This is a genomic window from Limnobacter sp. (assembly GCF_046297615.1).
GTDB lineage: Bacteria > Pseudomonadota > Gammaproteobacteria > Burkholderiales > Burkholderiaceae_B > Limnobacter.
This window is the reverse complement of the sequence record NZ_JBKBHM010000003.1, coordinates 422385-447878: the sequence shown is the minus strand read 5'-3', so window position 1 is coordinate 447878 and position 25494 is coordinate 422385. Positions and strand designations below refer to the sequence as shown.

The window sequence follows — 25494 nt, the reverse complement described above, 5'->3', positions numbered from 1 at the left end:
TGGTGATGTGTCCGCCGACCCGGTGGTAGCATGCAGACACCCTGTTGTTATTGATTGAAGTATCGCATGCGACGCCACGCTTCTGCAGACCCACAAACCTTGCAACCTTCAAAACAGGGCGATTGGTCCACCATCGCCCAGTTGCTTCCTTACATGTGGGCCTACAAATGGCGGGTGGTGTTTGCCCTGCTGTGCCTGGCTGGGGCCAAGGCAGCCAACGTGGGTGTTCCGCTGGTGCTGAAGCACTTGATTGATGGTTTAACACCCTTGTTGCAAAACAAGGCGGCGCTGGCTGCCGCTGCCATGCCTGTGGCTTTGCTGCTTGCTTATGGCCTGTTGCGACTGTCGACCACCCTGTTCACCGAATTGCGCGAATTGCTGTTTGCCCGGGTGACTCAAAACGCGGTGAGGGCAATTGCGCTGGCCGTGTTTCAACACCTGCACGCGCTTAGTCTGAAATTCCACCTGAACCGGCAGACCGGGGGTGTCACACGCGACATTGAACGCGGCTCGCGGGCCATTTCCAGTTTGGTGAGTTACACGCTTTACAGCATTCTCCCCACGCTCATCGAAATCACCTTGGTGATCGCTTATCTGGCTGTGAACTACGACCCCTGGTTCAGTGCAATCACCGCAGTCGCCCTTGTGTTGTATGTGTTCTTTACGGTGCGCATCACCGAGTGGCGCATGCAGTTTCGCCGGGACATGAACGACCTCGATTCCCGCGCCAATGTGCGAGCGGTCGATTCCCTCATCAACTACGAAACCGTGAAGTACTTCGGCAACGAAACCTTCGAGGCCGAGCGCTACAACAAGAGCATGGTGGCCTGGCAGGAAGCGGCCATCCGCTCGCAAAAATCACTGACGCTGCTGAACACCGGGCAAAGCGCGATCATCGCGCTGGCGGTGACTGCCGTATTGTGGCGGGCCACTCTGGGTGTGCTCGACGGCAGCATGACCTTGGGCGACCTGGTGCTGGTCAATGCCTTCATGATCCAGTTGTACATTCCCCTGAATTTTTTGGGGGTGATTTACCGGGAAATCAAACAGGCGCTGGCTGACATTGAGCGCATGTTCAAGCTGCTTGACGAGCATCAAGAGGTGAAAGACCAACCGGGTGCACCTGACTTGCAGGTGCGCGGGGCGGCGATCGAATTTGAGGGTGTGAGCTTTGGTTATGACCAGCGCCGCACCGTCATCAATGGCATCAGCTTTCAGGTGCCCGCCGGGCAAACTGTGGCCGTGGTGGGCCACAGTGGTGCGGGCAAGTCCACCTTGTCTCGACTGCTGTACCGGTTTTATGACGTGGGGCAGGGGGCCATTCGGATTGACGGGCAGGACATCCGCGCAGTCACGCAGGCGTCATTGCGCAGGCAGATCGGCGTGGTGCCGCAGGACACCGTGCTGTTCAATGAAACCATCGCCTACAACATCGCCTACGGCCGCCCCGATGCGTCACAGGCCGACATTGAGCAGGCTGCCCGTGCAGCCCATGTGCACGACTTTGTGATGAGCCTGCCCGACGGTTACGAGACCAAAGTGGGCGAGCGTGGGCTGAAGTTGTCAGGTGGCGAAAAGCAGCGTGTGGCCATTGCCCGAACCATACTGAAGAACCCGGCCATTCTGGTGTTCGATGAAGCCACGTCGGCGCTGGACACCCAAACAGAGCGCATCATCCAGGCCGAATTGCGGGAACTCTCACGCAACCGAACCACACTCATCATTGCGCACCGCTTGTCCACCGTGGTGCACGCAGATCTCATCCTCGTATTGCATCAAGGGACGCTGGTCGAGAGTGGTAGCCACAAGGAATTGCTTGACAGACAAGGTGTCTACGCGGGATTGTGGTCGAGTCAACAGCACCAGCGCCCCGAGCACACCGACCATGGAAACCAAGTGGCTTGAAGACTTCATCACCTTGGCGCAAACCAAGAATTTCTCCAAGGCCGCCAACCTGCGCTGCGTTACCCAACCGGCTTTCTCGCGTCGTATCCAGGCCCTGGAAGGCTGGTTAGGCTGCGAACTGATCGACCGCGGTGCTTACCCCACGCGGCTCAGTGCCCAGGGCGAGGTGTTTTACGAGCAGGCCATTGCCATGCTCGATCAGATCCGCCAAGCCCGCAGCGTGGTTCGGGGTGGTGCCCAACAGTCCAACCGCAAACTGGTGCGCATGGTGGTGCCCCACACGCTGGCCTGCACCCGGGTGCCACACTGGATTCAGCATTTGCAGTCCAGCCTGAGCGGGCAGGTGCGCGACCTCAGTTTTCAGCTCACCGCCAGCAATGTTCACGATGCTGTTTTGCATTTCACTGACGGGGCCTGCGATTTCCTGGCCTGCTACCACCACAGCCGCGAACCCATTGAACTCGACCCCTCCCGTTATGAATACAAAGTGCTGGGTGTTGAGCCGTTTTTGCCCTACGCCTTGCATGATGCCCAAGGGCGGCCCCAATTCAGCCTGGACCCTTTGGCCCCCCTGCCGGTGCCCGTGCTGAGCTATTCCAAGCACGCCTACCTGTCGAAAATGGTGGATGTGGCCCTTCAGGCCGGGCCTGTGTTTTTGCAGCAAGCGGTGTTTGAGACGGACATGTCGGAAAGCCTGAAAGCCATGTGTGAGGCCGGTTTGGGCGTGGCTTGGCTGCCGCGCAGCGTGGTGAAGGATGCGCCGGGCCTGTGCGAGATTCCCGGCCCTTACCGAACCGATATGGAAATCCGCCTGTACCGCCGCCTGCAACGGGCCAAAGAGGCCTCGGGGCCCACTGCGGTCGACCATTTGGACCTCGCCTGGCATGTCTGGCCCGATTAGGGGTTAACCCCAGTAAGAAATGATGTTTGCATAGTTATGCAAAAGGCGCATGATCTAATACACAATCAGAATTGGTAACTTCCGTTCTGCACGTTTAGCATGGCCCCGTCTTGATTTTCAGTGAGGACAAGGTGGCAAAATCAGCAGCAGATTGGCGAATTGAAAAGGACCTCTTGGGCGAGAAGAAAATTCCCGCCGAGGCTTACTGGGGTGTGCACACCAGCCGTGCCCTGGACAACTATCAGATCACCGGCTTTGCGCTCAGCAATGCACCGGAACTGATCAATGCCTTGGCCGCAGTCAAGTGGGCCTGCGCCAAAGCCAACGCTGACCTGGATGTATTGCCACGGCCTTTGGCCGACGCCATAGTCAAGGCCTGTCAAGAAGTGCGGGCCGGCAAGTTGCACGATCAATTCGTGGTCGATGTGATTCAAGGCGGCGCTGGCACCTCCACGAACATGAATGCCAACGAAGTGATTGCCAACCGCGCCATTGAAATTCTGGGCGGCACCAAAGGCGATTACAAACTGGTTCATCCAATCGAACATGTCAACGCATCCCAAAGCACCAACGACGTGTACCCGACTGCCGTCAAGATTGGCTTGATCAACGCAATTGCGGGCCTTCAGGCGGCCTTGGAAGAGTTGAAGGAAGCGTTTGGCGAGAAGGCATTTGAGTTTCGGAAGATTCTGAAAATTGGCCGCACCCAGTTGCAAGACGCCGTGCCCATGACGCTCGGGCAGGAGTTCTCTGCTTTCTCCATCATGATTGGCGAAGACATTGCGCGGCTGAGGGAGGCCCGGGGGCTGATTCATGAAATCAACCTGGGCGCCACAGCCATCGGTACTGGCATCAACACGGACCCTGAATACGCAGCCCGGGCGCGGCATTACCTGGAAGAGATCACGCAACTGGGCTTGATCACTGCCGAAAACCTCGTGGAAGCCACGCAGGACACCGGCTCATTCGTTCAGTTGTCGGGTGTGCTCAAGCGGGTGGCTGTGAAGCTGTCCAAAACCTGCAACGACTTGCGACTGTTGTCTTCAGGCCCGCAGGCCGGTCTGGCAGAAATCAATTTGCCGCCGCGTGCTGCTGGTTCGTCCATCATGCCGGGCAAAGTCAACCCTGTCATTCCCGAGGTGGTCAATCAGGTGGCCTTTGAAGTGATCGGCAATGACATCACCGTGACCATGGCGTCCGAGGCCGGGCAGCTTCAGCTCAATGCGTTTGAACCCATCATCGCATGGAGCCTGTTTAAGAGTATTTATCACTTGACGGCCGCATGCCGCACCTTGACCAAGAATTGCGTATTAGGGATTTCCGCAAATGAGTCGCTTTTGCGGGCTCGCGTGGAGGAATCAGCCTGTCTGGCCACATCCCTCAACCCCTATATCGGCTATGATCAAGCTTCTGAGATTGCAAAAACTGCATTGAAAACAGGTCGGAAAGTACGCGATCTGGTTCTGGAAAAGGGCTTGCTGTCAGAGCAGCAGTTGAACGAAATACTCAGACCCGAAGTGCTGACCCAGCCTCGGAGAATAAAACTATGAGTCCACAACCGCGCGCCTGTGCCCCACGGGGTGTGCGGCTTTCGATTCGGGGGTGTGCACCCATCGCGGGTGTTGAACTTTCACAACTAGGAGCAACAATGAAAAAGACTTTCTTTGCAGCCGCCATGGCCGTGATTTCTGCGACCGCAATGTCGCCTGCAGTGGCCCAGGACACTGGCACGCTCAAGAAGATCACCGACACCAAAACACTGGTGATCGGCTATCGTGAGTCCTCTGTGCCTTTCTCCTATCTGGACAACAACCAGAAGCCCATCGGTTACTCCATGGACCTGTGTCTGAAAGTGGTTGACGCAGTGAAGGCCAAGCTCAAGCTGCCCGACCTGAAGGTTGACCTGCAACCCGTTACCTCCGCCAACCGCATTCCCCTGCTGCAAAACGGCACCGTGGACATGGAGTGTGGCTCCACCACCAACTCCGTGAAGCGCCAGGAGCAAGTGTCTTTCGGCAACACCACCTTCGTGACCAACGTGAAGGTGATCGTCAAGAAAAACAGTGGCATCAAGTCGCTGGCTGATCTGGACGGACAGCCCATCGCCACCACCTCAGGCACCACCTCTGTTCAGCTGATCAAGCAGCACGAGAAAGGCGCCAACATCAACTTCAAGGAAATCTACGGCAAGGACCACGCCGAGAGCTTCCTGCTGGTGGCCAACGACCGTGCCAAGGCCTTCGTGATGGACGACATTCTGATTGCTGGTTTGGTGGCCCAAAGTGCCAACCCATCCGAATACACCTTCTTGCCCGAAGTGTTGCGTACCGAGCCTTACGGCATCATGATCCGCAAGGACGACGCTGCATTCAAGGCTGTGGTTGACCAAACCCTGAACGGGCTGATGAAGTCTGGCGAGATCAACAAGCTGTACACCAAGTGGTTCCAGACAAACATTCCTCCCAAGAATGTGAACCTGAACTTCCCGATGTCCGCTGAATTGAAAGCTGCCATCGCTAACCCCAACGACAAAGGCGTCGAATAAGTCGCCTGTAAACGAACTGGCCGGCCCGCGTTGTTCCTGACGCTGCGCCGGCCTTTTCTTATAGTCTGACACCGAGGCTGACTCGGGAGAGTGTGCACATGAACATACATTTGAATTGGCTCTTGTTTTTTGAGCCGATCGTTGAGGGTGACGACCTGGTCTGGTGGGAGATGCTGTTCTCTGGCCTGCTGTGGACCATGGCGACTTCGGCGATCGCCGGCGTGATCGCGTTTGCGGTTGGTTCCGTGATGGGGGTGTTGCGTACCACCTCCAACGCCACATTGGCCTTTATCGGCAATGCCTATGTGGAGCTGTTTAGGAACATCCCGCTCATCGTGCAGTTTTTCATCTGGTACTTTGTGGTGCCGGAATTTGTCCCACCCCTGAAGGCATGGTCCATTGAACAGGATCCTACCGTGGTTCAGTTCCTGTCCGCCATTGTTTGCCTCGGTCTGTTTTCGGCGGCTCGGGTGGCCGAGCAGGTGAAGTCCGGAATTCAGTCCTTGTCCCGTGGCCAGCGCTTCGCCGGCTATGCCTTGGGCCTGACTGAGCCACAGACTTACCGGTATGTGCTGTTGCCTATGGCGTACCGCATTATTGTTCCCCCCATGACTTCTGAGGCCATGAACCTGATCAAGAACTCATCCGTGGCGTTGACCATTGGTTTGACTGAGTTGACATTCAGGACGCGTGAAATGGGTGAAGTCACATTCGCCTTTTTTGAGGCCTACATTGCTGCCACCGTGCTGTACGTGATTGTGGCCATGACGGTCAACCGTGTCATGGCTTTGGTCGAAAAACGCACGGCAGTGCCTGGCTACATTGCAGGGGGCAAGTGACATGGTCAATCTAGATTTCAGTGTAATCGGGCAATCTCTGCCCTACCTGATGGGCGGCTTGGCCTACACCGTGCAATTGACGGTGGTGGCCTGTCTGGGCGGTATTTTCTTCGGAACGCTGCTGGCTTTGGCCCGTTTGTCCAGCATCAAGCCGCTGAGCCTGTTTGCGGCTGGGTATGTGAACCTGATGCGTTCCATCCCGTTGATTCTGGTCATCTTCTGGTTCTACTTTCTGGTGCCCATTGTGATTCAGTCCATCACTGGGGCTGAGCGCCCACCGCAGATTGGTGCGGACCGTTCGGCGTACATCACCTTCATCATGTTTGAAGCAGCGTATTTCTGCGAAATCATGCGTGCGGGGATCCAGAGTATTCCCAAAGGGCAGGTGGGTGCGGCCTACGCTCTGGGCTTGAACTACGGGCAGAGCATGCGCTTGGTGGTGTTGCCCCAGGCCTTCCGCAACATGCTGCCTGTGTTGTTGACCCAGACCATCATTCTGTTCCAGGACACCTCGCTGGTGTATGTGCTGTCGGTGACCGACTTCTTGGGCGCAGCGTCCAAGGTGGCCCAGCGTGACAGCCGTCTGGTTGAGATGTACACCTTCGTGGCCCTTGTTTACCTGGCCATCTGCTTTAGCTTGTCCATGCTGGTCAAGGTGCTGCAGAAGAAAATTCAGATTATTCGATAGCAGGAGAGCGCTGTGATTGAAATTAGCAAAGTCAACAAGTGGTACGGCAGTTTTCAGGTGCTCACCGACTGTTCAACAAACGTCAAGAAAGGTGAAGTGGTGGTGGTGTGTGGTCCGTCCGGTTCGGGCAAATCCACACTGATCAAATGCGTGAACATGCTGGAGCCATTCCAGCAGGGCACCATCACGGTCGACGGCGTGTCTGTGGGTGACAAGGGCACTGACCTGCCCAAGTTGCGTTCGCGTGTGGGCATGGTGTTCCAGCACTTTGAGCTGTTTCCCCACCTGAGCATCACCGAGAACCTGACCTTGGCCCAAATCAAGGTGCTGGGCCGGTCCAAAGAAGAGGCCATGACCAAAGGACTGGGCCTTCTGGACCGTGTGGGTTTGAAAGCCCATGCCCACAAGTTTCCGGGCCAGTTGTCCGGTGGTCAGCAGCAGCGTGTGGCCATTGCCCGCGCTTTGTCGATGGACCCCATCTGCATGCTGTTTGACGAGCCCACGTCTGCCTTGGACCCCGAGATGATCAACGAGGTGTTGGACGTGATGGTTGAGTTGGCCCAGGAAGGCATGACCATGATGTGTGTGACCCACGAAATGGGGTTTGCACGCAAAGTGGCTGACCGTGTGATCTTCATGGACAAAGGCCACATTGTTGAGGACTGTACGAAGGACGATTTCTTCGGTACACCCCGTTCTGAGCGTGCTCAGTTGTTCCTGTCCAAGATTCTCAACCACTGATTCAGTGCTTGGGTTTTGCTCTCAAGAACGCCTCGGTTCGCCGGGGCGTTTTTGTTGGGTAAGAGGGGGTATGACCGTGTCGGCCCGTAGCCAACACCGACAGCACAGTCCGAACGGCACCCGAACACAAAAGTTGCCCCGCGCTTTCGAACCGGGCCGATAACTCGCGCCTTTGGCGCTCAAACATCTCGTCCCGTACGTTCGAATGCTGTGCGGGTCAAGCCGATCGGGAGCCTTGAATGTTCGGATCTGTGCTTGTCAGTATTGGCTGCAAGCACATCAGCAGTCTCTTGAATCCCAGCTCTTCCGTATTGCCTCTCGTGCCTTGGCGTATTTCACAAAGCTGTTGAAGCAGCCGATGGTGATGTGCACAAAACCCTGCCAGCCGTCCAGAAAGCCACCCCGCACCCCATAAAACTTGATGAATCTCAGCAACGGAGACAACACGAGTTTTGCGGTGGAGGGCCACTTGCCGCGGGCAGCCAAGGCCTGTGCTTGAAGGCTGGTGTAGCGGTTTTGCTTGGTCAGGTAGCTTTCCAGTGAATCGGCGGAGCGGTGTTCAAGGTCGCCTGGAATGCGTTGGAAGTGAAGCCCTGGGTTGCACTCCACCTTCTCATGAACAGTGTCGTTGCTCCAGCGTGCACGTTGGCGGTGAAAAAGGCGTTTGCTGTAGTCCGGGTAGCCTTCACCATGACGCAGGGGGCGGCCCAGAAACCAGTTACAGCGCGGCATTTCGAACCCGGCCAATGTTGTGGGCAGATTGGCGGGACCTGCGTTGAACAGACTCAACAGTTGAGCCTGAAGGGCAGGGGTGACCCGCTCGTCGGCATCCAGACAAAGCACCCAGTCGTGTTTGGCCTGTTCAACCGCATGTTGCTTTTGGGGCCCAAAGCCCATCCAGGGTTGTTGAAACACTCGGGCGCCATAACGCGCGGCCAATTCGGGCGTGCCATCGGTGCTGCCGGAGTCGACCACCACAATGTCGTCGCAGGCTTGCACGCTGCGCAGGGCCTCTTCAAGCTGATGGGCCGCATTCAGGGTGATGAAGACTGCCGACACCGGTAGCTTGGCGGTGGGGCTGAGGGTGGCAGTGGCAGGCGTTGAATTCAAAATTGTGGGTCCTTCGGCCTGAGGGCCTGACCGGCCGTTGGCCTTCTGCTTACAATGGGGGCGTTCAATCACCAACACCGTGACGCATGGGATGAAGCGTATCTTACTGGTTAAGACCACCTCCATGGGCGATGTCATTCATGCCCTGCCTGTTTTGCATGACCTGACCGAACACTTTCCCGGTGTGCAGGTGGACTGGATGGTAGAGGCGCCTTTCGCGGATTTGGTGCGTGCCAACGCCCGTGTTTCTCAGGTGATCGAGGTCAATCTGAGGGTGTGGCGCAAGCTGGGTTTGGGCGAGGTGATCCGTCAATGGAAGTTGTTGAAAGCCAAGTTGGCTGGTCAGCCTTACGATGCGGTCATTGATTTGCAAGGCTTGTTCAAAAGTGCCGTGTTGGCCTGTGCAGCCCCAGGGCCGCGCATGGGTGCCGGGTTTGGGCATGTGCGGGAAAAGTTGGCTGCCCTGTTTTATCGCAAGCGGGCTGGGTGGGATGACAATGCCCACGCCGTCGAGCGTTTGCGGCAATTGGTGGCTGGGTTGATGGGGTATCGCCTGTCTGGCCCACCCGTGTTTTATGACCGGGTGCCCGGTAAACGGGTGCCTGCCATTGCCCATGGTGCCACCTTGTGGTTTTTGCATGCCACGGCCCGCGATGAAAAAAAATGGTCGGTCACCGCCTGGCGCGAGTTGGCGCACCGGTTCAGCGACTTGGGGTACCGAATTGAATTGCCTTGGGGCTCTGAGGCCGAGCGGCTTCAGGCCCAGACAATAGCCCAGGGCATCGATCACGTTGAAGTGTTGCCCAAGTTGAGCCTGGCCCAGGTGGATGAGCGCTTAAACAACGTGTCTTTGGTGATTGGTGTGGACACGGGTTTGATGCATTTGGCCGCCGCGCATTACTTGCCGATGGTGGCTTTGTTTTTTGCCACGCCAGCTTGGCGCTTTGCTCCCCGCTTCAACCCGCATGCCATCAGCTTGGGTGATGTGGGCCATGTGCCTGCCGCTGGTGAGGTGTTCGAGGCTGCAAGCCGTTTGATACGAGGCAACAAACTGTGAAACCTTCCCCCGTGCCGTTGTCCGTTGGCAGTCGTTTGGCCCTTGCCCTGTACACGGCGGTGTTGGCATTGTTTCAGCCATTGCTGGCGCTGTACCTGTTGCGCAGGGCCGTGGCGCAGCCTGCCTATCGGCAGGCCTGGGCACAGCGTTTTCTGGCGCAGGTGCCAGCCCGTGAGGCCCACGACAGCGCGCCAGTGATTTGGGTGCATGCGGTGTCGGTGGGTGAGGCCCACGCCATTTCCCCGGTGGTGATGCATTGGGCCAAGGTGTACCCCGAGCACCGTTGGTTCATTTCCTGCACCACGCCCACCGGGCGAGAAACCTGTCAGGCGCTTTACGGGCAGTTGCCCGGGGTGTCCTTGTTTTACATGCCCTACGATTTGCCCTGGTTGGTGTGCCGTGCCTTGAAACGCATCAGGCCGACCGCGCTGTGGTTGGTTGAAACCGAGTTGTGGCCCAATCTGTTGTTGAAGGCCACAGGGCGGGGCGTTCACACTGCTTTGCTGAATGCACGGGTGTCGCCCACCACGGGCAAGCGGCTCAAGCAACTGGGCGTGGTCAGCCGCCCTGTCATTCAATCCCTGAGCACCGTGGTGTGCCAAACCGCAGCCGATGCGCAGGTGTTTGAAGAGATGGGTCGCCCCGTGGATGGGGTGTGTGGAAACCTGAAGTTCGATGTGGCTTTGCGGCCTGAGGTGGCGGCCTTGGGCCGGCGCTGGAAAGAGGAGTCTGGTGCTGCGCCCGTGTTGTTGTTGGCCAGCAGCCGGGAAGACGAGGAGCCCCTTTTTCTGGAGGCCTTGCTGCGCACCCAATTCTTCAAGCGGATGCCGCAGGCCTCGGTGTGGATTGTGCCCCGACACCCGCAACGCACCGACGCTGTCTTTCAGTGGATGCAGGATTACGCGCCCCGGCTTGGCGTGGCTACGCCGGTGCGTCGCAGCCAGTGGGGCTCAGGCGATGAGCCTGGCCGCAGCAGTGGGTCGATCTTGGGTGGTAAAGCAGCCGAAGCGCGCCTTGGGCAGCCACGCTTGATTCTGGGTGACAGCATGGGCGAGATGCCTGCGTACTACACCTTGGCTGACTTGGCTTTGCTGGGTGGGTCGTGGTTGCCCCTGGGGGGGCAGAATTTGATTGAGGCCTGTGCCTATGGCTGCCCGATCTGGGTTGGCCCGCACACCTTTAACTTTGAAAAGGCTGCGCAAGATGCCTTGTCGGCAGGTGCGGCCCGCCGGTTTGAGTCTTTGCAGGCGGCTTGTGAGGCGTTTTTGGACAAAAGCACCAATCTGGAGGCCGCCCGAAAGTCGGCTTTCGCCTATGCACGACAGCACCGGGGTGCCACCTTGACCACGGTCAATGCCTTGATTGCGCGCATGAAAGCGCCGCAGTGACCGGGGTTCAGGGGTTGCCGGGTGTGGGCAGCAGCAGCTGGTTGATACGCTCCACGCTGGCTTCGGTCAAGGTGCCCACTGCCGCCTGAAGTTCAAGCATGCTGTTGAGGGTCGAATACTTGGCTTTGGCCAGGTCGCGTTGGGTGGCGTTCAGTTGTTGTTGTGCATTGAGCACGTCGATGTTGATGCGCACACCCACTTCGTAACCCGTTTTGTTCGATTTCAAGGCCAGTTCGCTGGACTTCACCGCAGTTTCCAAAGCGCTGACCTGAGACAAACCACTGCGCACGGCCAGAAACGCCGATTGTGTGCCTTGGCTGGCGCCGCGCTGGGCTTGCTCCAGTTGTTGGCTGGACTTGTCCAGCAAAGCGGCTTGTTGGCGCACCTTGCTTTGGGTGGCCCCACCGCTGTACAGGGGCACATTCAGTGCGAGGGTGAGGCTGCGGTTGTCCACACCAATTTGCAAGGGTTGCCCGCTGCGGGTGTCGAAGAACTGCTGTTCGGTGTCAACCACCTGCGCATTCAAATCGAGTGTGGGCAAGTGCCCCATGCGTGATTTGCTGACTTCACGTTTGGTGATTTGTTGGCCAATGCGCGCCTGCTGGATATCGAGGTTGCTTTGCAGGGCCATGTCGGCCCAAGCCTGCGGTGTTTCCGGTTCAACGCCTTTCAAGCGTGATTCGGGGGCCAAGCCAGCCAATGGGCCCGCGGGCTCGCCAACCAGTGTATTCAAGGCCAGTTGGCGTGTTTCAATCAGGTTGCGGGTGGCCAGTTCTTGCGCCAGGATGAGGTCGAAACGGGCCTGGGCCTCTTGTTGGTCCACCACGGTGGCAGCCCCTACCTCGAAATTCCGTCGGGCAAAAGCCAATTGTTCGGCCGTGGCGGCTTTTTGCGCCAGCAGGGTTTGCAGGTCGTCTTGCGCCGCCAGTACATCAAAGTAGGCTTTGGACACGCGCAGGATGAGGTCTTGCTCGGCCTTGCGCAGCGCAAGGCCTGCCAGTGCGGTGCTGAGTTTGCCTTGTTGGTAGGTCTCCCAGGCTTGGGGCCTGAAAAGGGCTTGGTTCAGCGACAACACATAGGTTTTTGGATTGTTGCTGGACTTGACCGACAGGCCACCCAAGGTGTTTTTCACATCCTCTTGTTTGGCTTGGGCGCTGGCATTGACGTTGGGCAGCAAACCGGCCAAGGCCTGGTTTTCCTGCTCGAGGTCGGCCTTGTTCTGCGCCTTGGCGGCCAGGTATTGGGCATCCCGGATTTTGGCCAGTTGCACCAGCCCCAGCAGGTCGCGAACCTGCGCATGCACGGCCGGTGCCACCAAGCCCAAGGCCAGTGCGCACGCGGCCAGCAACAGCGTGGGGCGTGGGCGTTGGCCTGTCCGGGGCCGACCGTACTGCGCGGCGGTCATCAGAACACGAAGGAGGGGGCTTTGGGCGCGTTCGCCAGCGTTTTGGCGTCGGTTTCCAGCAGGGCCTTGGTGTGGGTGTCGCCTTGGGCGGATTTGGTCACCAGCACCAGTTGCAGCACAGGGGCGGTGCCCACGATGCCGAGCAGGCGGCCACCGGGTTTGAGTGCGTCCAGCAGCACGTCGGGCAGCACGGGGCTGGCACCGGACATGACGATGGCATCAAACTGGCCCAGTGTGGGTGCCAAGGCGAAGCCGCAGCCGTCCACCACTTTGACTCGGGTGATGCTGTTGGCCTTGAGGGTGTTGCGGGCCAGTTCGGCGATGGCCGGGTTGGCTTCAACGGTGGTGACGTGGGCACACAGTTGTGCCATCAGGGCAGCCATGTAGCCGGTGCCTGCGCCAATTTCCAGAACCTTGTCCTGAGGGGTCAGGGCCAGGTCCTGAAGCATGCGGGCTTCCATTTTGGGGCTGAGCATGAATTCGCCCGTGTCTTTGTCGCCGGTGCGGATGGGCAGGTCACAGTCGGTGAAGGCCAGTTTCTGCAGGCTTGGGCAGACAAAACGTTCACGCTTGACCACGTTCAGGAGGTCCAGCACTTGCTGATTCAGCACGTTCCAGGGGCGGATCTGTTGCTCAATCATATTGAACCGGGCTTTGTCGAAATCCATGGCTTTTCTCAAAAAAATGAATCGGTTAACCCCGTATTTTATCAAAGCCCACTTGCTTTGCGGGTTTTCCTCTGCAATCGCCTTGTTTTGGCCTGTTCGAGCAAGGCAACCAGCACGGGCACTACCAGCAGCGTGAGCAGGGTGGAGGTGATTACACCGCCAATGACCGCATGGGCCATGGGTGAGCGCTGTTCGCTGCCTTCCCCCTGGGCCAGGGCCAGTGGCAACATGCCGAAGACCATGGCCAGCGTGGTCATCAGGATGGGGCGCAGGCGGGTTTCTGCGGCGGCCAGCAGGGCTTGGTGCACCGGCTCGCCGCGTTTCATGGCCTGGTTGGCAAAATCCACCAACAAAATGGCGTTTTTGGTCACCAGCCCCATCAGCATGACAAAGCCAATGATGGAGAAGATGTTCAAGGTGCTGCCGGTGACCAGAAGCGCCAGGATGACGCCGATCAGCGACAGCGGCAGGGACATCATGATGACCAAGGGCTGAAGGAAGGAGCCGAACTGCGAGGCCAAGATCAGATAGATGAATACGATGGCCAGCACAAGGGCTTGAAGCGCGAAGCCGAGGGTGTCTTTGATGTCTTTGGTGGACCCGCCGTAGGTGATGCGGTAACCGGGCGGCAAATCGAGCTGGGCAATTTTCGCCTGCAATGCGCCTGACACGGTGCCCGCGGCGGCCCGGTCGACGTTGGCGGACAGCAACACTTCACGGGTCAAGTATTTGCGGTTGATTTGGGCTGCGGCGTAGCCGGGCTCCAAGGCGGCCACGTCCCGCAGCCGTGTGCCTTGCATCAAGGGTAGTTGGCCCAGTTGTTCGACATTTTGCCGACCGCTTTCCGGCAGTTGAACCACCACGTCGTAGTTTTCTTCGTTGGGGGCTTTCCAGGTGCCGACGGTTTTGCCGCTCATCAGCGGTTCAATGGCCGCGTTGATGGCGTTGGCCGTCAGCCCCAGGTCGGCCAGTTTGGCCCGGTCCACATTCACCCGCACCGTGGGTTTGGTGGGTTTGAGGCTGGATTCCAGGTCGACAAGCCGTGGGTCTTCCTGCATCAAGCGGGTGATTTGACCGGCCAGTTTGTCCAGTACCGCCATCTCTGGCCCCAGTATGCTGACCTGGATGGGTTTGCCGGAGCTGACCGAGGCTGGTGCGCCGACTTGCGTGACGCGAACGCCGGCCACCACGGCCAATTCCTGCCGAAGCCGCGCGGAGAACTGGGGAACGGTGAACGCGCGGGCCTTGCGAGGCACCAGTTTGACGTAAACCGTGGCGTAGTTTTTCCCGGTGGCAAACCCGGTGTTGATGGTGGTGTAGGCCAGCACCACTTCGGGGTGGGCGCGAATCAGCGATTCCACCTGAAGGGCTTTGCGTTCAGTCAGCTCCAGCGGTGAGCCTTCGGGCGTCTGGAAGGTGATGGTGAGTTCGCTGTTGTCGGCTTGGGGCGTGAATTCGACCCCCACGAAACGCAACAGCGCGAACGAGGCAAAAAAGCTGAGTAAAGCCACAGCAATGACAGTTTTTGGGCGTTTCAAGCCCCAACGCAGCAGGCGCACATAGCGGGCTTCCAGGGCCGCCATCAGGCGTTGAAAGCCGGTCAGCACACGCCCCAGTGGCCCGCCAAAAGATTGGCCGTGGGCTTGCGGGTCGTACCAGACGGCGCTGAGCATCGGGTCCAGCGTGAAGCTGACGAACATCGACAACAGCACGGCGCAGGCCACGGTGATGCCGAACTGGTGGAAGAACTGGCCGATGATGCCGCCCATGAAGCCCACGGGCAGGAACACGGCGACGATGGAGAACGTGGTGGCCAACACCGCCAGCCCGATTTCCCGCGTGCCTTCCAGCGCGGCGGCGTGGTGGTCTTTGCCCATCTGCAGGTGACGGACGATGTTCTCCCGCACCACGATGGCGTCGTCAATCAACAGGCCCACGCAGATGGACATGGCCAGCAGGGTGAGCAGGTTGATGGTGAAGCCCATGGCATACAGCACGCTGAAGGTGCCGATAAGGGAAATGGGCAGGGTCAGCCCGGTGATGACGGTGCTGCGCCAAGACCCCAAAAACAGAAACACGATGACCACCGTCAGCAAGGCCCCTTCCATCAGGGTGTTGCGCACGTCGGTCAACGAGTTGCGGATGGGTTTGGATTGGTCGCGGGCCAGACTGAGTTTGACTTGCCCGTCCAGTTCGCGTTCGAGTGCGGTCAGCGTCTCTTTCAGGTCGTCGATGACGTCCACGGAATTGGCATCCTGCGCTTTCAGGATGTCGACCGACACCACCGGCTTGCCATTCACCAAGGCCAGTGACTCCTGCGATTTTTCTCCGTCGCGCAAGGTGGCCAGTTCGCCCAAGGTGATTTGTCGGCCGCCTGTTTGGCGAATCACCAAGCGTCGGAAGTCTTCCAACGTGTTCAGCCGTGCGTCCAGCTCAATCACCGATTCAGTGACCGGGGTTTTCAAACGGCCCAGCGGCAGTGTCTGGTTGTCGCGGGCCAGCGCAGCAATCACTTCCTGCGCGCTCACGCCATGCCGGTCCAGCGCATCGGGGTTCAGTTCGACGCGCAGTTGCCGCGTTGTGCCGCCGACCAAGTTGGCCGCCCCCACGCCGCGTACATTCTCAATGCGTTTTCGGATGGTCAATTCAGCCAGCAGGGTAATCTCGCGCAGGCTGGTGGTGGGTTGTGCGGGTTCAATCAGCACCGAGGCAATCGGCAGGTCGTCCGGGTTGAAGCGGGTGATGACGGGCTCGCTGATCTCGTCGCGCAGGGCTGAGCGCACCAGTGCCACTTTTTCACGCACATCCTGCGCAGCCACTGAGGCGTCGGTCAGCAGGTCGAATTCAGCAATCACCACCGCGGTGCCTTCGTACGAGCGTGAGGACAGGGTTTTCAGCCCGGCCAAGGTGTTGATGGCGTTTTCCAGCGGGCGGGTTAGTTCGGACTCGACAATTTCCGGTGCTGCCCCTGGGTATTTGGCGGTGACCACCACCACCGGGAAATTCAAGGTTGGAAACTGGTCAATCGGCAAACGGAAATAGGCGAACAGGCCAACCACCAGCAGGGCCGCCATCATCATGGTGGCCATCACCGGGTTGTGGATCGAGATGCGTGTGAACCACATGATGACTTACGGGGCCGTGGCCGGGCTTGGTGCCACCACGGTGACCGGTGTTCCTGGGTCCAGGGGGCCCAAATTCACGCCGATGATTCGGTCACCGGCATTCAGGCCCTTCGTGATTTCCACCAAGGCCACGCCTGTGGCTGGGTCGGTGGTTTCCTGGCCCACGCCCACCAGCTGCGCTTCAATCTTGTTGTCGCGCAGGCGATAAACCATGGGTGCGCCCTGGCTTTCCCGCAGGGCGGTTTTGGGCACGAGCAAGCCATCTCGGCTGCTGCCCAATTCCAGCGTTGCGGTGGCAAACTGTCCCGAACGCAGCAGGCGGTCGGGGTTGGCTACACTCAAGTACACCGGCACAGAACGCCCGCCTTGAACACTGCCCGGGCTGATTCGCACGAGTGTAGCCTGACGCGGGGCTTGTCCGTTGCCGGGGTCGATCATGGCTTGCTGGCCGGTTTTCAGGCGGGGAATGTCCTGCGCGTTCACCTCGGCTTTCAGCTCCATGGCGGACAGGTTCAGCAGGTCGAACAGCGCGGTGTCGGGGGACACTTTGCTGCCAGCCAGCACGGCAACCGGGCCAACGGTGCCACTGAAGGGGGCCCGAACTTCAGTGTCGGCCAGTGCTTGGCGCGCCAAATCCAATTGCGCACGGGCCACATTCACTTGGGCCAGGGCAGCATCGTGGCTGGCTTGGGCATTGCTCAGGGCGGTTTCGGAGACAAAGCCTTGTTGGGCCAGCCGGGCGTTGTTGTCCAGTTGGGTTTTCGATTGGCGGGCCTGGGCTTCCTGCGCCAGCAGGGCGGCTTGGCGTTCTTGAACCCGCAGCCGGGCTTCGGTGGCATCAATACGAATCACCACCGCACCCTTGTTCACGACATTGCCTTCCAGTGCAAGCACTTCGGTGATGTTGCCGCTGGCCTTGGAACGCACTGTGCTGCGCTCGGCGGCCTGCAGCAGCCCGGTCAGGCGCAGTTGCTGATTCACCGGGCCCGCCTTCAGTTCAAACAGGTCCGCCGGGCTCAGTTGCAAGGCCTGTTTTGCCGGCGTTTGCTCAGCGACGCGGGGGGACGGGGAGGGTGAACACGCTGGCAGACTCGCTGTCAGCGCCAGGCAAAGCAGCAGCGCCAGTTTGGGCCGATGGGGGCCGGTTTGATGACCGGTTCTTGGGGCAGGTAAGACCATTTAAAACCATCTGGATGTGGGCTTCGATGTAACGCAGCGGGTCCGTGTCCAAGTTGCAGCAGGGGTCCATGGTGCGTTTCCACAGGCTTAAGGTCACCAGCGGAGCACACAAGACCTTGGCTGCGTACTCGGTGTCGATGTCCGAAAACTCGCCGCGTCGAATGCCCCTTTGTAACAGACTTTCCAGAAAATTCCACCAAGGTGTAATGACTTTCTGATGAAAAAACTGGCCCAGCTCAGGGAAGGCGTGGGCTTCGAACATCACGATTTTCGTCAGTGCCGAAAGCTCGGTTGACCCATAGCGGGCCCACCACAGGTGGATGGCTTCCCGAATCTGGGTGGTCGACGATTCCGATTCGTCCACTTGTTCAGCCGCCTCGGTCACGATGGGCGACACATGCTCCAGCACCACGGCTTTGAGCAGCTCTTCCTTGTTGGGGTAATACAGGTAAACCGTGCCTTTGCTGACCCCCGCGTTTTTGGCCACGTCTTCAAGCCGGGCGCCGGAGAACCCCTTTTCACTGAACACGGCCAGTGCGGATTCAAGCAATTCCTGGGGGCGGGCATCCTTTCGGCGTGTCCATCGGGGTGTGTGGTTGGCCAACACGTGCTTCATGTGAGGTCTGTCCAGTGGTGACGGGTGGTTGTCCTTGTTTTTGTTCAATATAGTGGCTCATTCTTGTCCCAGTCAACGCTTGAGCGTGATTAATGCACCCCCGGGCGCTGTAGAATACGCGGTTTATGACCCTTTTCGAACGTTCGGAGATTCACCATGTCCATGGCCGATCGCGATGGCTTCATTTGGCTGGATGGCGCACTTGTGCCCTGGCGCGAAGCGCAGATTCACGTTTTGACCCACAGTCTGCACTACGGCCTGTCCGTGTTTGAAGGTGAGCGCGCCTACAAAACTGAGCAAGGCCCCGCCATTTTTCGCTTGAAAGAGCACACAGACCGTCTGTTCAACTCGGCCCACATTTACCGCATGGCAATGCCGTACACTCGCGAGCAGATCATGCAGGCCTGTTGTGACGTGGTCAGCGCCAACAAGCTGGACTCCTGCTATATCCGCCCCATCGCGTTTTACGGCTCGGAAAAAATGGGCGTGTCACCGAAAGGTGCCGCCACGCACGTGGCCATTGCAGCTTGGCCCTGGGGTGCGTACCTTGGCGAAGAAGGCCTGCAGAAGGGCATTCGCGTGAAAACATCCTCCTACGTTCGCCACCATGTGAACGTGACCATGGCCCGCGCCAAGTTTGCAGCCACCTACGCCAACTCAATTCTGGCCAACATGGAAGCCACTCAGGACGGCTACGACGAAGCCTTGTTGCTGGATGTGGACGGCTTTGTGGCTGAAGGCGCCGGTGAGAACCTGTTTATCGTCAAGGACGGTTGCATTTACGAACCAGAAATTGCGTCCGCCTTGGTGGGCATTACCCGCTCCACCATCATTGCCCTGGCCAAAGACATGGGCTTGGAGGTTGTGTCCAAACGCCTGACCCGCGATGACATCTACATCGCCGATGAAGCCTTCTTCACGGGCACTGCCGCTGAAGTGACGCCTGTGCGTGAATTGGACAACCGGACCATTGGTGCAGGCACCCGTGGCCCCATCACCGAAGAACTGCAAAAGCGCTATTTCGACGTGGTTTACGGCCGAAACAGCAAATACGAACACTGGTTGACCCGCGTGTAATCATGATCACCGACAAACAAGTTCATCACGAAACCGTCGAGCTGGACGGCGATCAGCTTCCAGCGTTTTGCCCCAATCCAAAAATGCCGGTGTGGAACCACCACCCCAAGGTGTTTCTGGATGTGACCAAAACAGGAAAAGCAGCGTGCCCCTACTGTGGCACGGTGTACAGCCTCAAGCCCGGCGCCAAGGTTCACGCCCATTGAGGTGCAACCTGCAGGTCAGGGGCTGACATGCGGCTTCTGATCGTAGCCCCCAACTGGATTGGCGACGCGGTGATGAGCCTGTCGCTGATTCAGGCGCTTCATGCCGATGAAGCCCTGCGGCAGGCCGACGGCCAGCCCTGCGAAATTCATGTGCTGGCGCCATCGGTCACTGCGCCTGTTTACCAGTTTAGCCACGCTGTGCACACGGTTCAGGCCGAGCCTTTCGCCCATGGACAGTTGCAGTGGGGCTTGCGAAAGCAGGTGGGGCGCGCCTTGGCCGCCCGTGGATACGACACGGCCATTGTGTTGCCCAACTCCTTGAAATCCGCGTTGGTGCCTTGGTTTGCCCGCATTGCCCGCCGCGTGGGCTATGACGGGGAACTCCGCAGCCTGGTGCTGAACCAGGCCTTGCCCAAGCCTCGCAAGAACAACAAGCCTCCGATGATTGAGTGGTATGGCCGCCTGGGTGGCTACAGCCCCGGCCAACTGGCTTGGCCGCGCCTGCAGGTCAGCCCGGGAACCACACAGGCCGTGTGTGGCGACTTTGTGCTCAAGCCCGGGTTTCTGGCCGTGGCGCCGGGTGCCGAGTATGGCCCGGCCAAACGCTGGCCCACCGCGCATTTTGCCGCTGTGGTTCAAACCTTTCTGAGCAGCAACCCGACGCAGGCCGCCGCGTTGTTGGGCGGCCCCAAGGATGTGGCGGTGTGCGAGGACATTGCTTCTCAACTGGAACCCGCGTTGCGCAGCCGCGTGCGCGTGCTGGCCGGGAAAACCAGTTTGCCCCAAGCCATCGCCTTGATGGCGGGTGCCTCGCAACTGCTCACCAACGATTCCGGCTTGATGCATGTGGCTGCGGCCCTGAATGTGCCGGTGCATGCCGTGTTTGGTTCCAGCAGCCCGGAGCACACCCCACCGTTGAATGAGCAGGCTCGGGTCTACAGCCTTAAACTGGCATGCAGCCCCTGTTTTCAGCGCGAATGCCCACTTGGGCACATGGACTGTTTGAACACGCTGAAACCGGAATTGGTGTCCATTCACCTGCGCAACCCAGACGGCGGCGTATGATCCCATCACAGGCCTGAAGCTTGGCCAACAGCCATCAACCCCAGTTATTGCAGTACAACCATGCGCGACTACATCCTGACCATCTCCTGCCCCGACACCACGGGCATTGTGTACAACGTCAGCAAGTTCCTGTTTGACCAGCAATGCAACATTCTGGACTCGGCCCAGTTTGGGGACGAATCCACCAACCTGTTTTTCCTGCGTGTGCATTTTGCGTTGCCCGATAACAGCACGCTGAATCAAGACGAATTGACCGCCATGTTCGGCCCCGTGGCCAGTGCTTTCCGCATGAACTTCAGTTTTGCAGACGCAAAAATCAAACCCCGTGTGCTGCTGATGGTGTCCAAGTTTGGCCATTGCCTGAACGACCTCTTGTTCCGCTGGAAGAGCGGCAACTTGCCTTGCGAAATTCCTGCCATCGTGTCGAACCATCAGGATTTCGCGCTGTTGGCCGCCTCTTACGGTGTGCCGTTTTATTACCTGCCCGTCAACGCGGACAGCAAAGCCCAGCAGGAAACGCAGATTCGCCAGATCATTGGGCAAGAGCGCATTGATCTGGTGGTGCTGGCCCGCTACATGCAGGTGCTGACCCCCCAGTTGTGTGGCGACCTCAAGGGGCGCATCATCAACATCCACCACAGTTTTCTGCCCAGTTTCAAAGGCGCCAAGCCGTATCAGCAGGCTTTTGACCGCGGCGTGAAGCTGATTGGTGCCACCGCCCATTACGTGACGTCCGACCTTGACGAAGGCCCCATCATTGAGCAGGACGTGGCCCGTGTGGACCACTCATTGACACCCGATGAACTGGCCGCGCGCGGGCGCGACACCGAGTGTCAGGTGCTGGCCCGCGCCGTGAAGTGGCATTGTGAGCACAGGGTGGTGTTGAACGGTCATAAAACCGTGGTTTTCCAGTAACCTTGCAGGACGACAACGGAGCCCGAACATGAGTCGAAGCAAAGTGATTCATTCCTCGCCCCAGGACATTGAACAGGCCTTCTACGAAGCCCTGGAGGCTGCCGACCTGGATGCCCTGATGGACCTGTGGGCCGATGACGAGCACATTGTGTGCATACACCCGGGTGGCCCCAGGGTTGAGGGCTACCACGATGTGCGCGATTCCTGGCGCGAAATTCTCTCGGCGGGTTCGCTGCAGATTCGGGTGTTGCCCGTGCACCGGGTGGAGGGTGTGATGGTGGCGGTTCACAACATTGTTGAGCAGGTCACCATGAGCTCCAGCCGGGGCGAGGGTGGCGTGGTTCAGGTCAACGCCACCAATGTGTTTCACAAGGGCCCCAGCGGCTGGAAGCTGGTGATGCACCACGCCAGCCCGGCACAGGATTCCGACGAAACCGCCGACGACGACAGCGCCGATTTCGAACCTGCGCCAACCCTGCACTGAGCATAGTCATGGATGACTTGGTCGAAAAGGCCTTGGCGCGCTGGCCCAATGTGCCCGCCATTGCTGGCTGGCTAAAGCTGGGCGCCCAAGGCGATTGGCTGTTGACTGGCCCGGTGCCGCAGGGCTTGTCCATCACCAACGAACGTATCCTCAACTTTATTGCCCGCAATTACGCCATCGACCCGGATGGCCGCTGCTATTTCCAGAATGGCCCCCAGAAAGTCTATGTGGCTTTGGAAGCCACCCCCTGGATTTACCGCGTGTACCCCTTGGGCGATGGCAGCCTGATGCTGGCCACGCACACGGGCCTGTTGGCCTGGCCCAGCGGCATGGTGCTGGACGAGCAAGGGCGCCTGTACATTCAAACCACCTTGGGCATTGGGCTGGTGCACGGCAGTGACACGCCATGCCTTGCGGAAGGTTTGCAGCCCAACGGCGAAGGCTACACGCACAGGGCCCAGTGGTGCGTGCCGGAAGGCGACCCCGATGCACTGGTGCGGGTTCGAGTGCGCTTGCGTAAACCTGACACCCTGTCACCCCGTTGTACAGCCCTGGACTTGCCCGTTGTGGAGCAGTCGTTTCTGGCGCTGAAAACCGCCTCGGGTTTTGAAAGCGATCCACACCTCTGAATGGAGTTGCCTGTCCCATGAAGACATACCCTCGCCAGCGGGGCATGACCGCCACCGGCTTCATTGCGCTGATGCTGTTTGTGGCTTTGTTGTATGTGCTGTTCAACCAGTCCAGCTTCGACCTCTTTTTCCGAGACAGCGGCACCCCTGCTGAAACACGGGTGGTGCAGCCACGTGGTGATTTGTCGTCCAGCGAGCAAAGCGTGGTGTCCTTGTTTGACAACGCCAAGGGCTCAGTGGCCTATATCTTCACGGAAAGCGTGCGAGGGCAACTGATGTTCAGACGGGTGTCCGAAGGCACTGGGTCAGGCTTTGTGTGGGACAACCAAGGCCATGTGGTCACCAACGCCCACGTGGTGCAGGGGGCCAACAAAATTCGTGTGCAACTGGACGATTCCGAGCCTTTGCCTGCCCGATTGGTGGGGGTTGCCCCCGGGTACGACCTGGCCGTGGTCAAACTGGTGAACACGCCCAAAACACTGAATCCCATTCCGCTGGGCACCTCGGGCGACCTGAAAGTGGGTCAGTCGGTGTTTGCGATTGGCAACCCCTTTGGCCTGTCCAAAACGCTGACATCTGGCATTGTCAGCGCACTGGGCCGCACTTTGCCGACCGACAATGGCCGTGAAATTCCCGATGTGATTCAAACCGATGCCGCCATCAACCCCGGCAATTCAGGTGGGCCTTTGCTGGACTCGGCAGGGCGACTGATCGGGGTGAACACGGCCATTCTGTCGCAAAGTGGTTCATCGGCCGGTGTCGGCTTTGCCATTCCGGTGGACTTGGTGAACCGCATTGTTCCCCAGTTGATTGAAAAAGGCAGCCTTCCCAGGCCCGGCATCGGCATTTCCGTGGCGGATGATTCTCTGGCACGTCGCTTGGGCATCAAGGGCGTGGCCATCATGGATGTGGCCCCCAACTCACCGGCTTCGCAAGCGGGCCTGATGCCGTTTGACCTTCAACGCGGCGTGGTGGGTGACATCATCATCGCTGTGAACCGCAAACCCGTGGCCAACATCGCCCAACTGGCCAGTGCGCTGGAAAAGGTGGGGGTGGGGGCCGAGGTTGACCTTCTCGTGATGCGGGGCGATGACACCCGAGAAGTCAAAGTGAAGGTGATGGACTTGGGCAACCAATGAGCGAGCCCGTGGACTTTGAACGCCGTTTCGGTGGCTTGGGCCGCCTGTATGGTGGCGACTTCCACCAGTGGTTGCTGGGCCAGGCCCATGCGGTGGTGGTGGGCGTGGGCGGCGTGGGCTCATGGGCTGTTGAGGCTTTGGCCCGAAGTGGCGTGGGGCGGCTCACCCTCATTGACATGGACCATGTGGCCGAGAGCAACATCAACCGGCAGATTCAGGCGCAGGACTTGAGCTTGGGCCAAGCCAAAACCCAAGCCCTGGCGGACCGAATTGCCAGCTACGCGCCCACCTGCGAGGTTAAGCAGGTGGACGATTTCCTGACGCCCGAGAACGCAGCCGATCTACTCGATGCCGCCCGGCAGTGGGGCGGGCCTTACACCGTGGTGCTGGACTGTTGCGACCAAGTGGCGGCCAAACAGGCTTTGGTGTTGCTGTGCCGCCCTCGCAAATTGCCGTTGTGGCTGGCAGGCAGTGCCGGTGGCAAAACCCAGCCTTGGTTACTGACAGTGGCCGACTTGAAAGACACCACGCATGACCCGCTGCTGGCCAAGCTGCGTTACCAGTTGAGGCGCCAACACGGTTATGGCCAAAAACCCGAAAAGCCCTTGGGTGTCTCGGTGGTTTATTCACCGGAGGCGGTGCGCAAGCCAGCCCAGTGCGATGCACAGGCCGGCCTGAATTGCGCGGGCTACGGGTCGGCCGTGACGGTGACTGCCTCCATGGGCATGCAGTTGGCCGCCCAAGCCCTGAACCACTGGGCCAAACAGGCCTGCTAGGTGTCATCGGCGTTGCAGGGTGCCGAACAGGCTGCTGGCTTTGCTCACCTTGGGGGCCACCACATAGGCGCAGTAAGGCTGGTTGGGGTTGTTGCTGAAGTAATCCTGATGGTAGTCCTCGGCTGGAAAATAATTCTCCAGGGGTTTCACCTCGGTCACCACCGGGTTGGGGAACACCTGCTGACGCTCCAGTTCTGCCACAAAGGCTTGTGCCTCGGTCAGTTGTGCTGCTGAATGCGTGTAGATGGCCGACCGGTACTGGGTGCCCACATCATTGCCCTGACGGTTCAGGGTGGTGGGGTCGTGCACCGCGAAAAACACGCCCAACAACTCACGGTAAGTGATCTGTGCGGGGTCGAATTCAATGCGCACCACCTCGGCATGGCCGGTGCGGCCCATGCACACTTTGTCGTAATTGGGGTTGGGGTCGTGCCCACCGCTGTAGCCCGATTCCACCTGTGAGACGCCCTTCAGTCGGCGGAACACCGCGTCCAGACACCAAAAACAACCGCCGCCCAACGTGGCCACTTCCATCGCACTACTCCCGAATGACATCGCCCTTCACGGGTGAATGTTGTACTGTCCACTGGCAAGTGAAGCGGGAAGTGGAACCCAAGTCAAGCCCGCCGGTCTATTTGAACCGGGCGCCGTTGTATACTCGCCCCCAACCTGTATGTTTTTCAAGGAGTTCACTGTGATTTCTCCTGCGTTTGCGCAGTCTGCCGCCGGGGCTGAAGCCGGCATCATGAGTTTCCTGCCGCTGATCCTGATGTTTGTGATTCTGTACTTTTTGGCGATTCGTCCCCAGATGAAGCGTCAGAAAGAGCACAAGTCCATGGTTGAAGCGCTGCAAAAGGGCGACGAAGTGATTGTGTCCGGTGGTTTGGCGGGCCGCATTGCCAAAATCAGCGACGCTTACATCACCCTCGAAGTGGCCGAGCTCGGCGACAAAGCGGTGGAAGTGCTGGTTCAGCGCGCCGCCGTACAAAGCCTGCTGCCCAAAGGCAGCCTTAAAGACCTGCGCTGATCCGCGTTT

The 25494-nt window shown here is 59.0% G+C and carries 25 protein-coding genes; 18 read left to right on the top strand and 7 right to left on the bottom strand.

All coding sequences use genetic code 11. The features are described 5' to 3' along the window. Positions 1 to 66: 66 nt before the first annotated feature. From ACK4FF_RS09185 to ACK4FF_RS09155, 7 genes are all read left to right on the top strand, one after another. Positions 67 to 1905 (top strand): ABCB family ABC transporter ATP-binding protein/permease, encoded by a 1839-nt coding sequence (locus ACK4FF_RS09185; RefSeq protein ID WP_409707787.1) that lies wholly within the window; start codon positions 67 to 69, stop codon positions 1903 to 1905. Then, positions 1886 to 2806 carry a LysR substrate-binding domain-containing protein gene (locus ACK4FF_RS09180; protein WP_409707784.1) on the top strand — a complete coding sequence of 307 codons (921 nt, stop codon included), beginning with the start codon at positions 1886 to 1888 and terminating at the stop codon, positions 2804 to 2806. Before ACK4FF_RS09185 ends, ACK4FF_RS09180 begins: the two co-directional genes overlap by 20 nt. Positions 2807 to 2937: 131 nt before the next feature. Next, complete coding sequence (gene aspA, locus ACK4FF_RS09175) at positions 2938 to 4356, top strand: aspartate ammonia-lyase (protein ID WP_409707781.1); 1419 nt, start codon at positions 2938 to 2940, stop codon at positions 4354 to 4356. 98 nt (positions 4357 to 4454) lie between these two features. Further along, positions 4455 to 5351: a transporter substrate-binding domain-containing protein gene (locus ACK4FF_RS09170; RefSeq protein WP_409707778.1), complete on the top strand. Its 897-nt coding sequence runs from the start codon at positions 4455 to 4457 to the stop codon at positions 5349 to 5351. 98 nt (positions 5352 to 5449) lie between these two features. Continuing rightward, positions 5450 to 6190, top strand: a complete 741-nt coding sequence (locus ACK4FF_RS09165) for an amino acid ABC transporter permease (protein WP_409707775.1) — start codon at positions 5450 to 5452, stop codon at positions 6188 to 6190. A 1-nt stretch (position 6191) separates the two neighbouring features. Continuing rightward, positions 6192 to 6878, top strand: a complete 687-nt coding sequence (locus ACK4FF_RS09160; protein ID WP_409707773.1) for an amino acid ABC transporter permease — start codon at positions 6192 to 6194, stop codon at positions 6876 to 6878. Positions 6879 to 6890: 12 nt separating this feature from the next. Further along, positions 6891 to 7619 (top strand): amino acid ABC transporter ATP-binding protein, encoded by a 729-nt coding sequence (locus ACK4FF_RS09155; RefSeq protein ID WP_409707770.1) that lies wholly within the window; start codon positions 6891 to 6893, stop codon positions 7617 to 7619. Between the two features lie 279 nt (positions 7620 to 7898). Here the strand turns inward: ACK4FF_RS09155 and ACK4FF_RS09150 are convergent, their stop codons facing one another. After that, positions 7899 to 8729, bottom strand: a complete 831-nt coding sequence (locus tag ACK4FF_RS09150; protein ID WP_409707767.1) for a glycosyltransferase family 2 protein — start codon at positions 8727 to 8729, stop codon at positions 7899 to 7901. A gap of 91 nt (positions 8730 to 8820) precedes the next feature. On the opposite strand from ACK4FF_RS09150, the gene waaC reads away from it, so the two are divergent. Both waaC and ACK4FF_RS09140 read left to right on the top strand, forming a co-directional pair. Further along, the gene (waaC, locus tag ACK4FF_RS09145; protein ID WP_409707764.1) at positions 8821 to 9786 is read left to right on the top strand and encodes a lipopolysaccharide heptosyltransferase I; all 966 of its coding nucleotides are present in this window, start codon (positions 8821 to 8823) and stop codon (positions 9784 to 9786) included. Next, positions 9783 to 11174 (top strand): 3-deoxy-D-manno-octulosonic acid transferase, encoded by a 1392-nt coding sequence (locus ACK4FF_RS09140; RefSeq protein ID WP_409707761.1) that lies wholly within the window; start codon positions 9783 to 9785, stop codon positions 11172 to 11174. The genes waaC and ACK4FF_RS09140 overlap by 4 nt, the downstream gene beginning before the upstream one ends. 7 nt (positions 11175 to 11181) lie before the next feature. Here ACK4FF_RS09140 and ACK4FF_RS09135 read toward each other — a convergent pair whose 3' ends face one another. From ACK4FF_RS09135 to ACK4FF_RS09115, 5 genes are read right to left on the bottom strand one after another with little or no spacing between them, the layout of a single operon-like run. Then, positions 11182 to 12579 (bottom strand): TolC family outer membrane protein, encoded by a 1398-nt coding sequence (locus ACK4FF_RS09135; RefSeq protein WP_409707758.1) that lies wholly within the window; start codon positions 12577 to 12579, stop codon positions 11182 to 11184. Next, positions 12579 to 13247: a protein-L-isoaspartate O-methyltransferase family protein gene (locus ACK4FF_RS09130; protein WP_409707755.1), complete on the bottom strand. Its 669-nt coding sequence runs from the start codon at positions 13245 to 13247 to the stop codon at positions 12579 to 12581. Before ACK4FF_RS09130 ends, ACK4FF_RS09135 begins: the two co-directional genes overlap by 1 nt. 41 nt (positions 13248 to 13288) lie before the next feature. Continuing rightward, positions 13289 to 16372, bottom strand: coding sequence for an efflux RND transporter permease subunit (locus tag ACK4FF_RS09125; RefSeq protein ID WP_409707752.1), 3084 nt, complete (start codon positions 16370 to 16372; stop codon positions 13289 to 13291). A 6-nt stretch (positions 16373 to 16378) separates the two neighbouring features. Beyond that, entirely contained in the window at positions 16379 to 17398 is a 1020-nt protein-coding gene (locus ACK4FF_RS09120; RefSeq protein WP_409707749.1) for an efflux RND transporter periplasmic adaptor subunit, read from the bottom strand. A gap of 22 nt (positions 17399 to 17420) precedes the next feature. Beyond that, positions 17421 to 18167, bottom strand: a complete 747-nt coding sequence (locus ACK4FF_RS09115; protein ID WP_409707745.1) for a TetR/AcrR family transcriptional regulator — start codon at positions 18165 to 18167, stop codon at positions 17421 to 17423. A 156-nt stretch (positions 18168 to 18323) separates the two neighbouring features. Between ACK4FF_RS09115 and ACK4FF_RS09110 the strand changes: the two genes are divergently transcribed. From ACK4FF_RS09110 to ACK4FF_RS09075, 8 genes are read left to right on the top strand one after another with little or no spacing between them, the layout of a single operon-like run. Next, positions 18324 to 19244 carry a branched-chain amino acid transaminase gene (locus tag ACK4FF_RS09110; RefSeq protein ID WP_409707742.1) on the top strand — a complete coding sequence of 307 codons (921 nt, stop codon included), beginning with the start codon at positions 18324 to 18326 and terminating at the stop codon, positions 19242 to 19244. Between the two features lie 2 nt (positions 19245 to 19246). Then, complete coding sequence (locus tag ACK4FF_RS09105) at positions 19247 to 19450, top strand: zinc-finger domain-containing protein (RefSeq protein WP_409707739.1); 204 nt, start codon at positions 19247 to 19249, stop codon at positions 19448 to 19450. Between the two features lie 27 nt (positions 19451 to 19477). Then, positions 19478 to 20515 carry a lipopolysaccharide heptosyltransferase II gene (gene waaF / locus ACK4FF_RS09100; RefSeq protein ID WP_409707736.1) on the top strand — a complete coding sequence of 346 codons (1038 nt, stop codon included), beginning with the start codon at positions 19478 to 19480 and terminating at the stop codon, positions 20513 to 20515. Between the two features lie 60 nt (positions 20516 to 20575). Beyond that, entirely contained in the window at positions 20576 to 21430 is an 855-nt protein-coding gene (purU, locus tag ACK4FF_RS09095; RefSeq protein WP_409707733.1) for a formyltetrahydrofolate deformylase, read from the top strand. Positions 21431 to 21458: 28 nt separating this feature from the next. Then, on the top strand, positions 21459 to 21914 hold the full coding sequence (locus tag ACK4FF_RS09090) for a YybH family protein (protein ID WP_409707730.1): 456 nt from the start codon (positions 21459 to 21461) through the stop codon (positions 21912 to 21914). 8 nt (positions 21915 to 21922) lie between these two features. Beyond that, positions 21923 to 22543, top strand: a complete 621-nt coding sequence (locus ACK4FF_RS09085) for a DUF2946 family protein (RefSeq protein ID WP_409707727.1) — start codon at positions 21923 to 21925, stop codon at positions 22541 to 22543. Between the two features lie 17 nt (positions 22544 to 22560). Next, positions 22561 to 23682 carry a S1C family serine protease gene (locus ACK4FF_RS09080; RefSeq protein ID WP_409707723.1) on the top strand — a complete coding sequence of 374 codons (1122 nt, stop codon included), beginning with the start codon at positions 22561 to 22563 and terminating at the stop codon, positions 23680 to 23682. Next, positions 23679 to 24458, top strand: a complete 780-nt coding sequence (locus ACK4FF_RS09075) for a ThiF family adenylyltransferase (RefSeq protein WP_409707720.1) — start codon at positions 23679 to 23681, stop codon at positions 24456 to 24458. The genes ACK4FF_RS09080 and ACK4FF_RS09075 overlap by 4 nt, the downstream gene beginning before the upstream one ends. Before the next feature lie 3 nt (positions 24459 to 24461). Here the strand turns inward: ACK4FF_RS09075 and msrA are convergent, their stop codons facing one another. Next, positions 24462 to 24992, bottom strand: a complete 531-nt coding sequence (gene msrA / locus ACK4FF_RS09070) for a peptide-methionine (S)-S-oxide reductase MsrA (RefSeq protein ID WP_409707717.1) — start codon at positions 24990 to 24992, stop codon at positions 24462 to 24464. A 139-nt stretch (positions 24993 to 25131) separates the two neighbouring features. Here msrA and yajC point away from each other — a divergent pair, with 139 nt between their 5' ends. Then, on the top strand, positions 25132 to 25485 hold the full coding sequence (gene yajC, locus ACK4FF_RS09065; RefSeq protein WP_409707714.1) for a preprotein translocase subunit YajC: 354 nt from the start codon (positions 25132 to 25134) through the stop codon (positions 25483 to 25485). Positions 25486 to 25494: the final 9 nt, after the last annotated feature.

What these genes read in the sequence shown, in the direction of transcription:
- ACK4FF_RS09110 (WP_409707742.1), top strand. Translation starts at nt 18,324, where the DNA reads ATGTCCATGGCCGATCGCGATGGCTTCATTTGGCTGGATGGCGCACTT.
- ACK4FF_RS09125 (WP_409707752.1), bottom strand. Translation starts at nt 16,372, where the DNA reads ATGTGGTTCACACGCATCTCGATCCACAACCCGGTGATGGCCACCATG.
- msrA (WP_409707717.1), bottom strand. Translation starts at nt 24,992, where the DNA reads ATGGAAGTGGCCACGTTGGGCGGCGGTTGTTTTTGGTGTCTGGACGCG.
- ACK4FF_RS09080 (WP_409707723.1), top strand. Translation starts at nt 22,561, where the DNA reads ATGAAGACATACCCTCGCCAGCGGGGCATGACCGCCACCGGCTTCATT.
- ACK4FF_RS09130 (WP_409707755.1), bottom strand. Translation starts at nt 13,247, where the DNA reads ATGGATTTCGACAAAGCCCGGTTCAATATGATTGAGCAACAGATCCGC.
- ACK4FF_RS09115 (WP_409707745.1), bottom strand. Translation starts at nt 18,167, where the DNA reads ATGAAGCACGTGTTGGCCAACCACACACCCCGATGGACACGCCGAAAG.
- ACK4FF_RS09135 (WP_409707758.1), bottom strand. Translation starts at nt 12,579, where the DNA reads ATGACCGCCGCGCAGTACGGTCGGCCCCGGACAGGCCAACGCCCACGC.
- waaC (WP_409707764.1), top strand. Translation starts at nt 8,821, where the DNA reads ATGAAGCGTATCTTACTGGTTAAGACCACCTCCATGGGCGATGTCATT.
- ACK4FF_RS09090 (WP_409707730.1), top strand. Translation starts at nt 21,459, where the DNA reads ATGAGTCGAAGCAAAGTGATTCATTCCTCGCCCCAGGACATTGAACAG.
- ACK4FF_RS09185 (WP_409707787.1), top strand. Translation starts at nt 67, where the DNA reads ATGCGACGCCACGCTTCTGCAGACCCACAAACCTTGCAACCTTCAAAA.
- waaF (WP_409707736.1), top strand. Translation starts at nt 19,478, where the DNA reads ATGCGGCTTCTGATCGTAGCCCCCAACTGGATTGGCGACGCGGTGATG.
- ACK4FF_RS09085 (WP_409707727.1), top strand. Translation starts at nt 21,923, where the DNA reads ATGGATGACTTGGTCGAAAAGGCCTTGGCGCGCTGGCCCAATGTGCCC.
- ACK4FF_RS09165 (WP_409707775.1), top strand. Translation starts at nt 5,450, where the DNA reads ATGAACATACATTTGAATTGGCTCTTGTTTTTTGAGCCGATCGTTGAG.
- ACK4FF_RS09075 (WP_409707720.1), top strand. Translation starts at nt 23,679, where the DNA reads ATGAGCGAGCCCGTGGACTTTGAACGCCGTTTCGGTGGCTTGGGCCGC.
- ACK4FF_RS09105 (WP_409707739.1), top strand. Translation starts at nt 19,247, where the DNA reads ATGATCACCGACAAACAAGTTCATCACGAAACCGTCGAGCTGGACGGC.
- ACK4FF_RS09170 (WP_409707778.1), top strand. Translation starts at nt 4,455, where the DNA reads ATGAAAAAGACTTTCTTTGCAGCCGCCATGGCCGTGATTTCTGCGACC.
- purU (WP_409707733.1), top strand. Translation starts at nt 20,576, where the DNA reads ATGCGCGACTACATCCTGACCATCTCCTGCCCCGACACCACGGGCATT.
- yajC (WP_409707714.1), top strand. Translation starts at nt 25,132, where the DNA reads ATGTTTTTCAAGGAGTTCACTGTGATTTCTCCTGCGTTTGCGCAGTCT.
- ACK4FF_RS09160 (WP_409707773.1), top strand. Translation starts at nt 6,192, where the DNA reads ATGGTCAATCTAGATTTCAGTGTAATCGGGCAATCTCTGCCCTACCTG.
- ACK4FF_RS09180 (WP_409707784.1), top strand. Translation starts at nt 1,886, where the DNA reads ATGGAAACCAAGTGGCTTGAAGACTTCATCACCTTGGCGCAAACCAAG.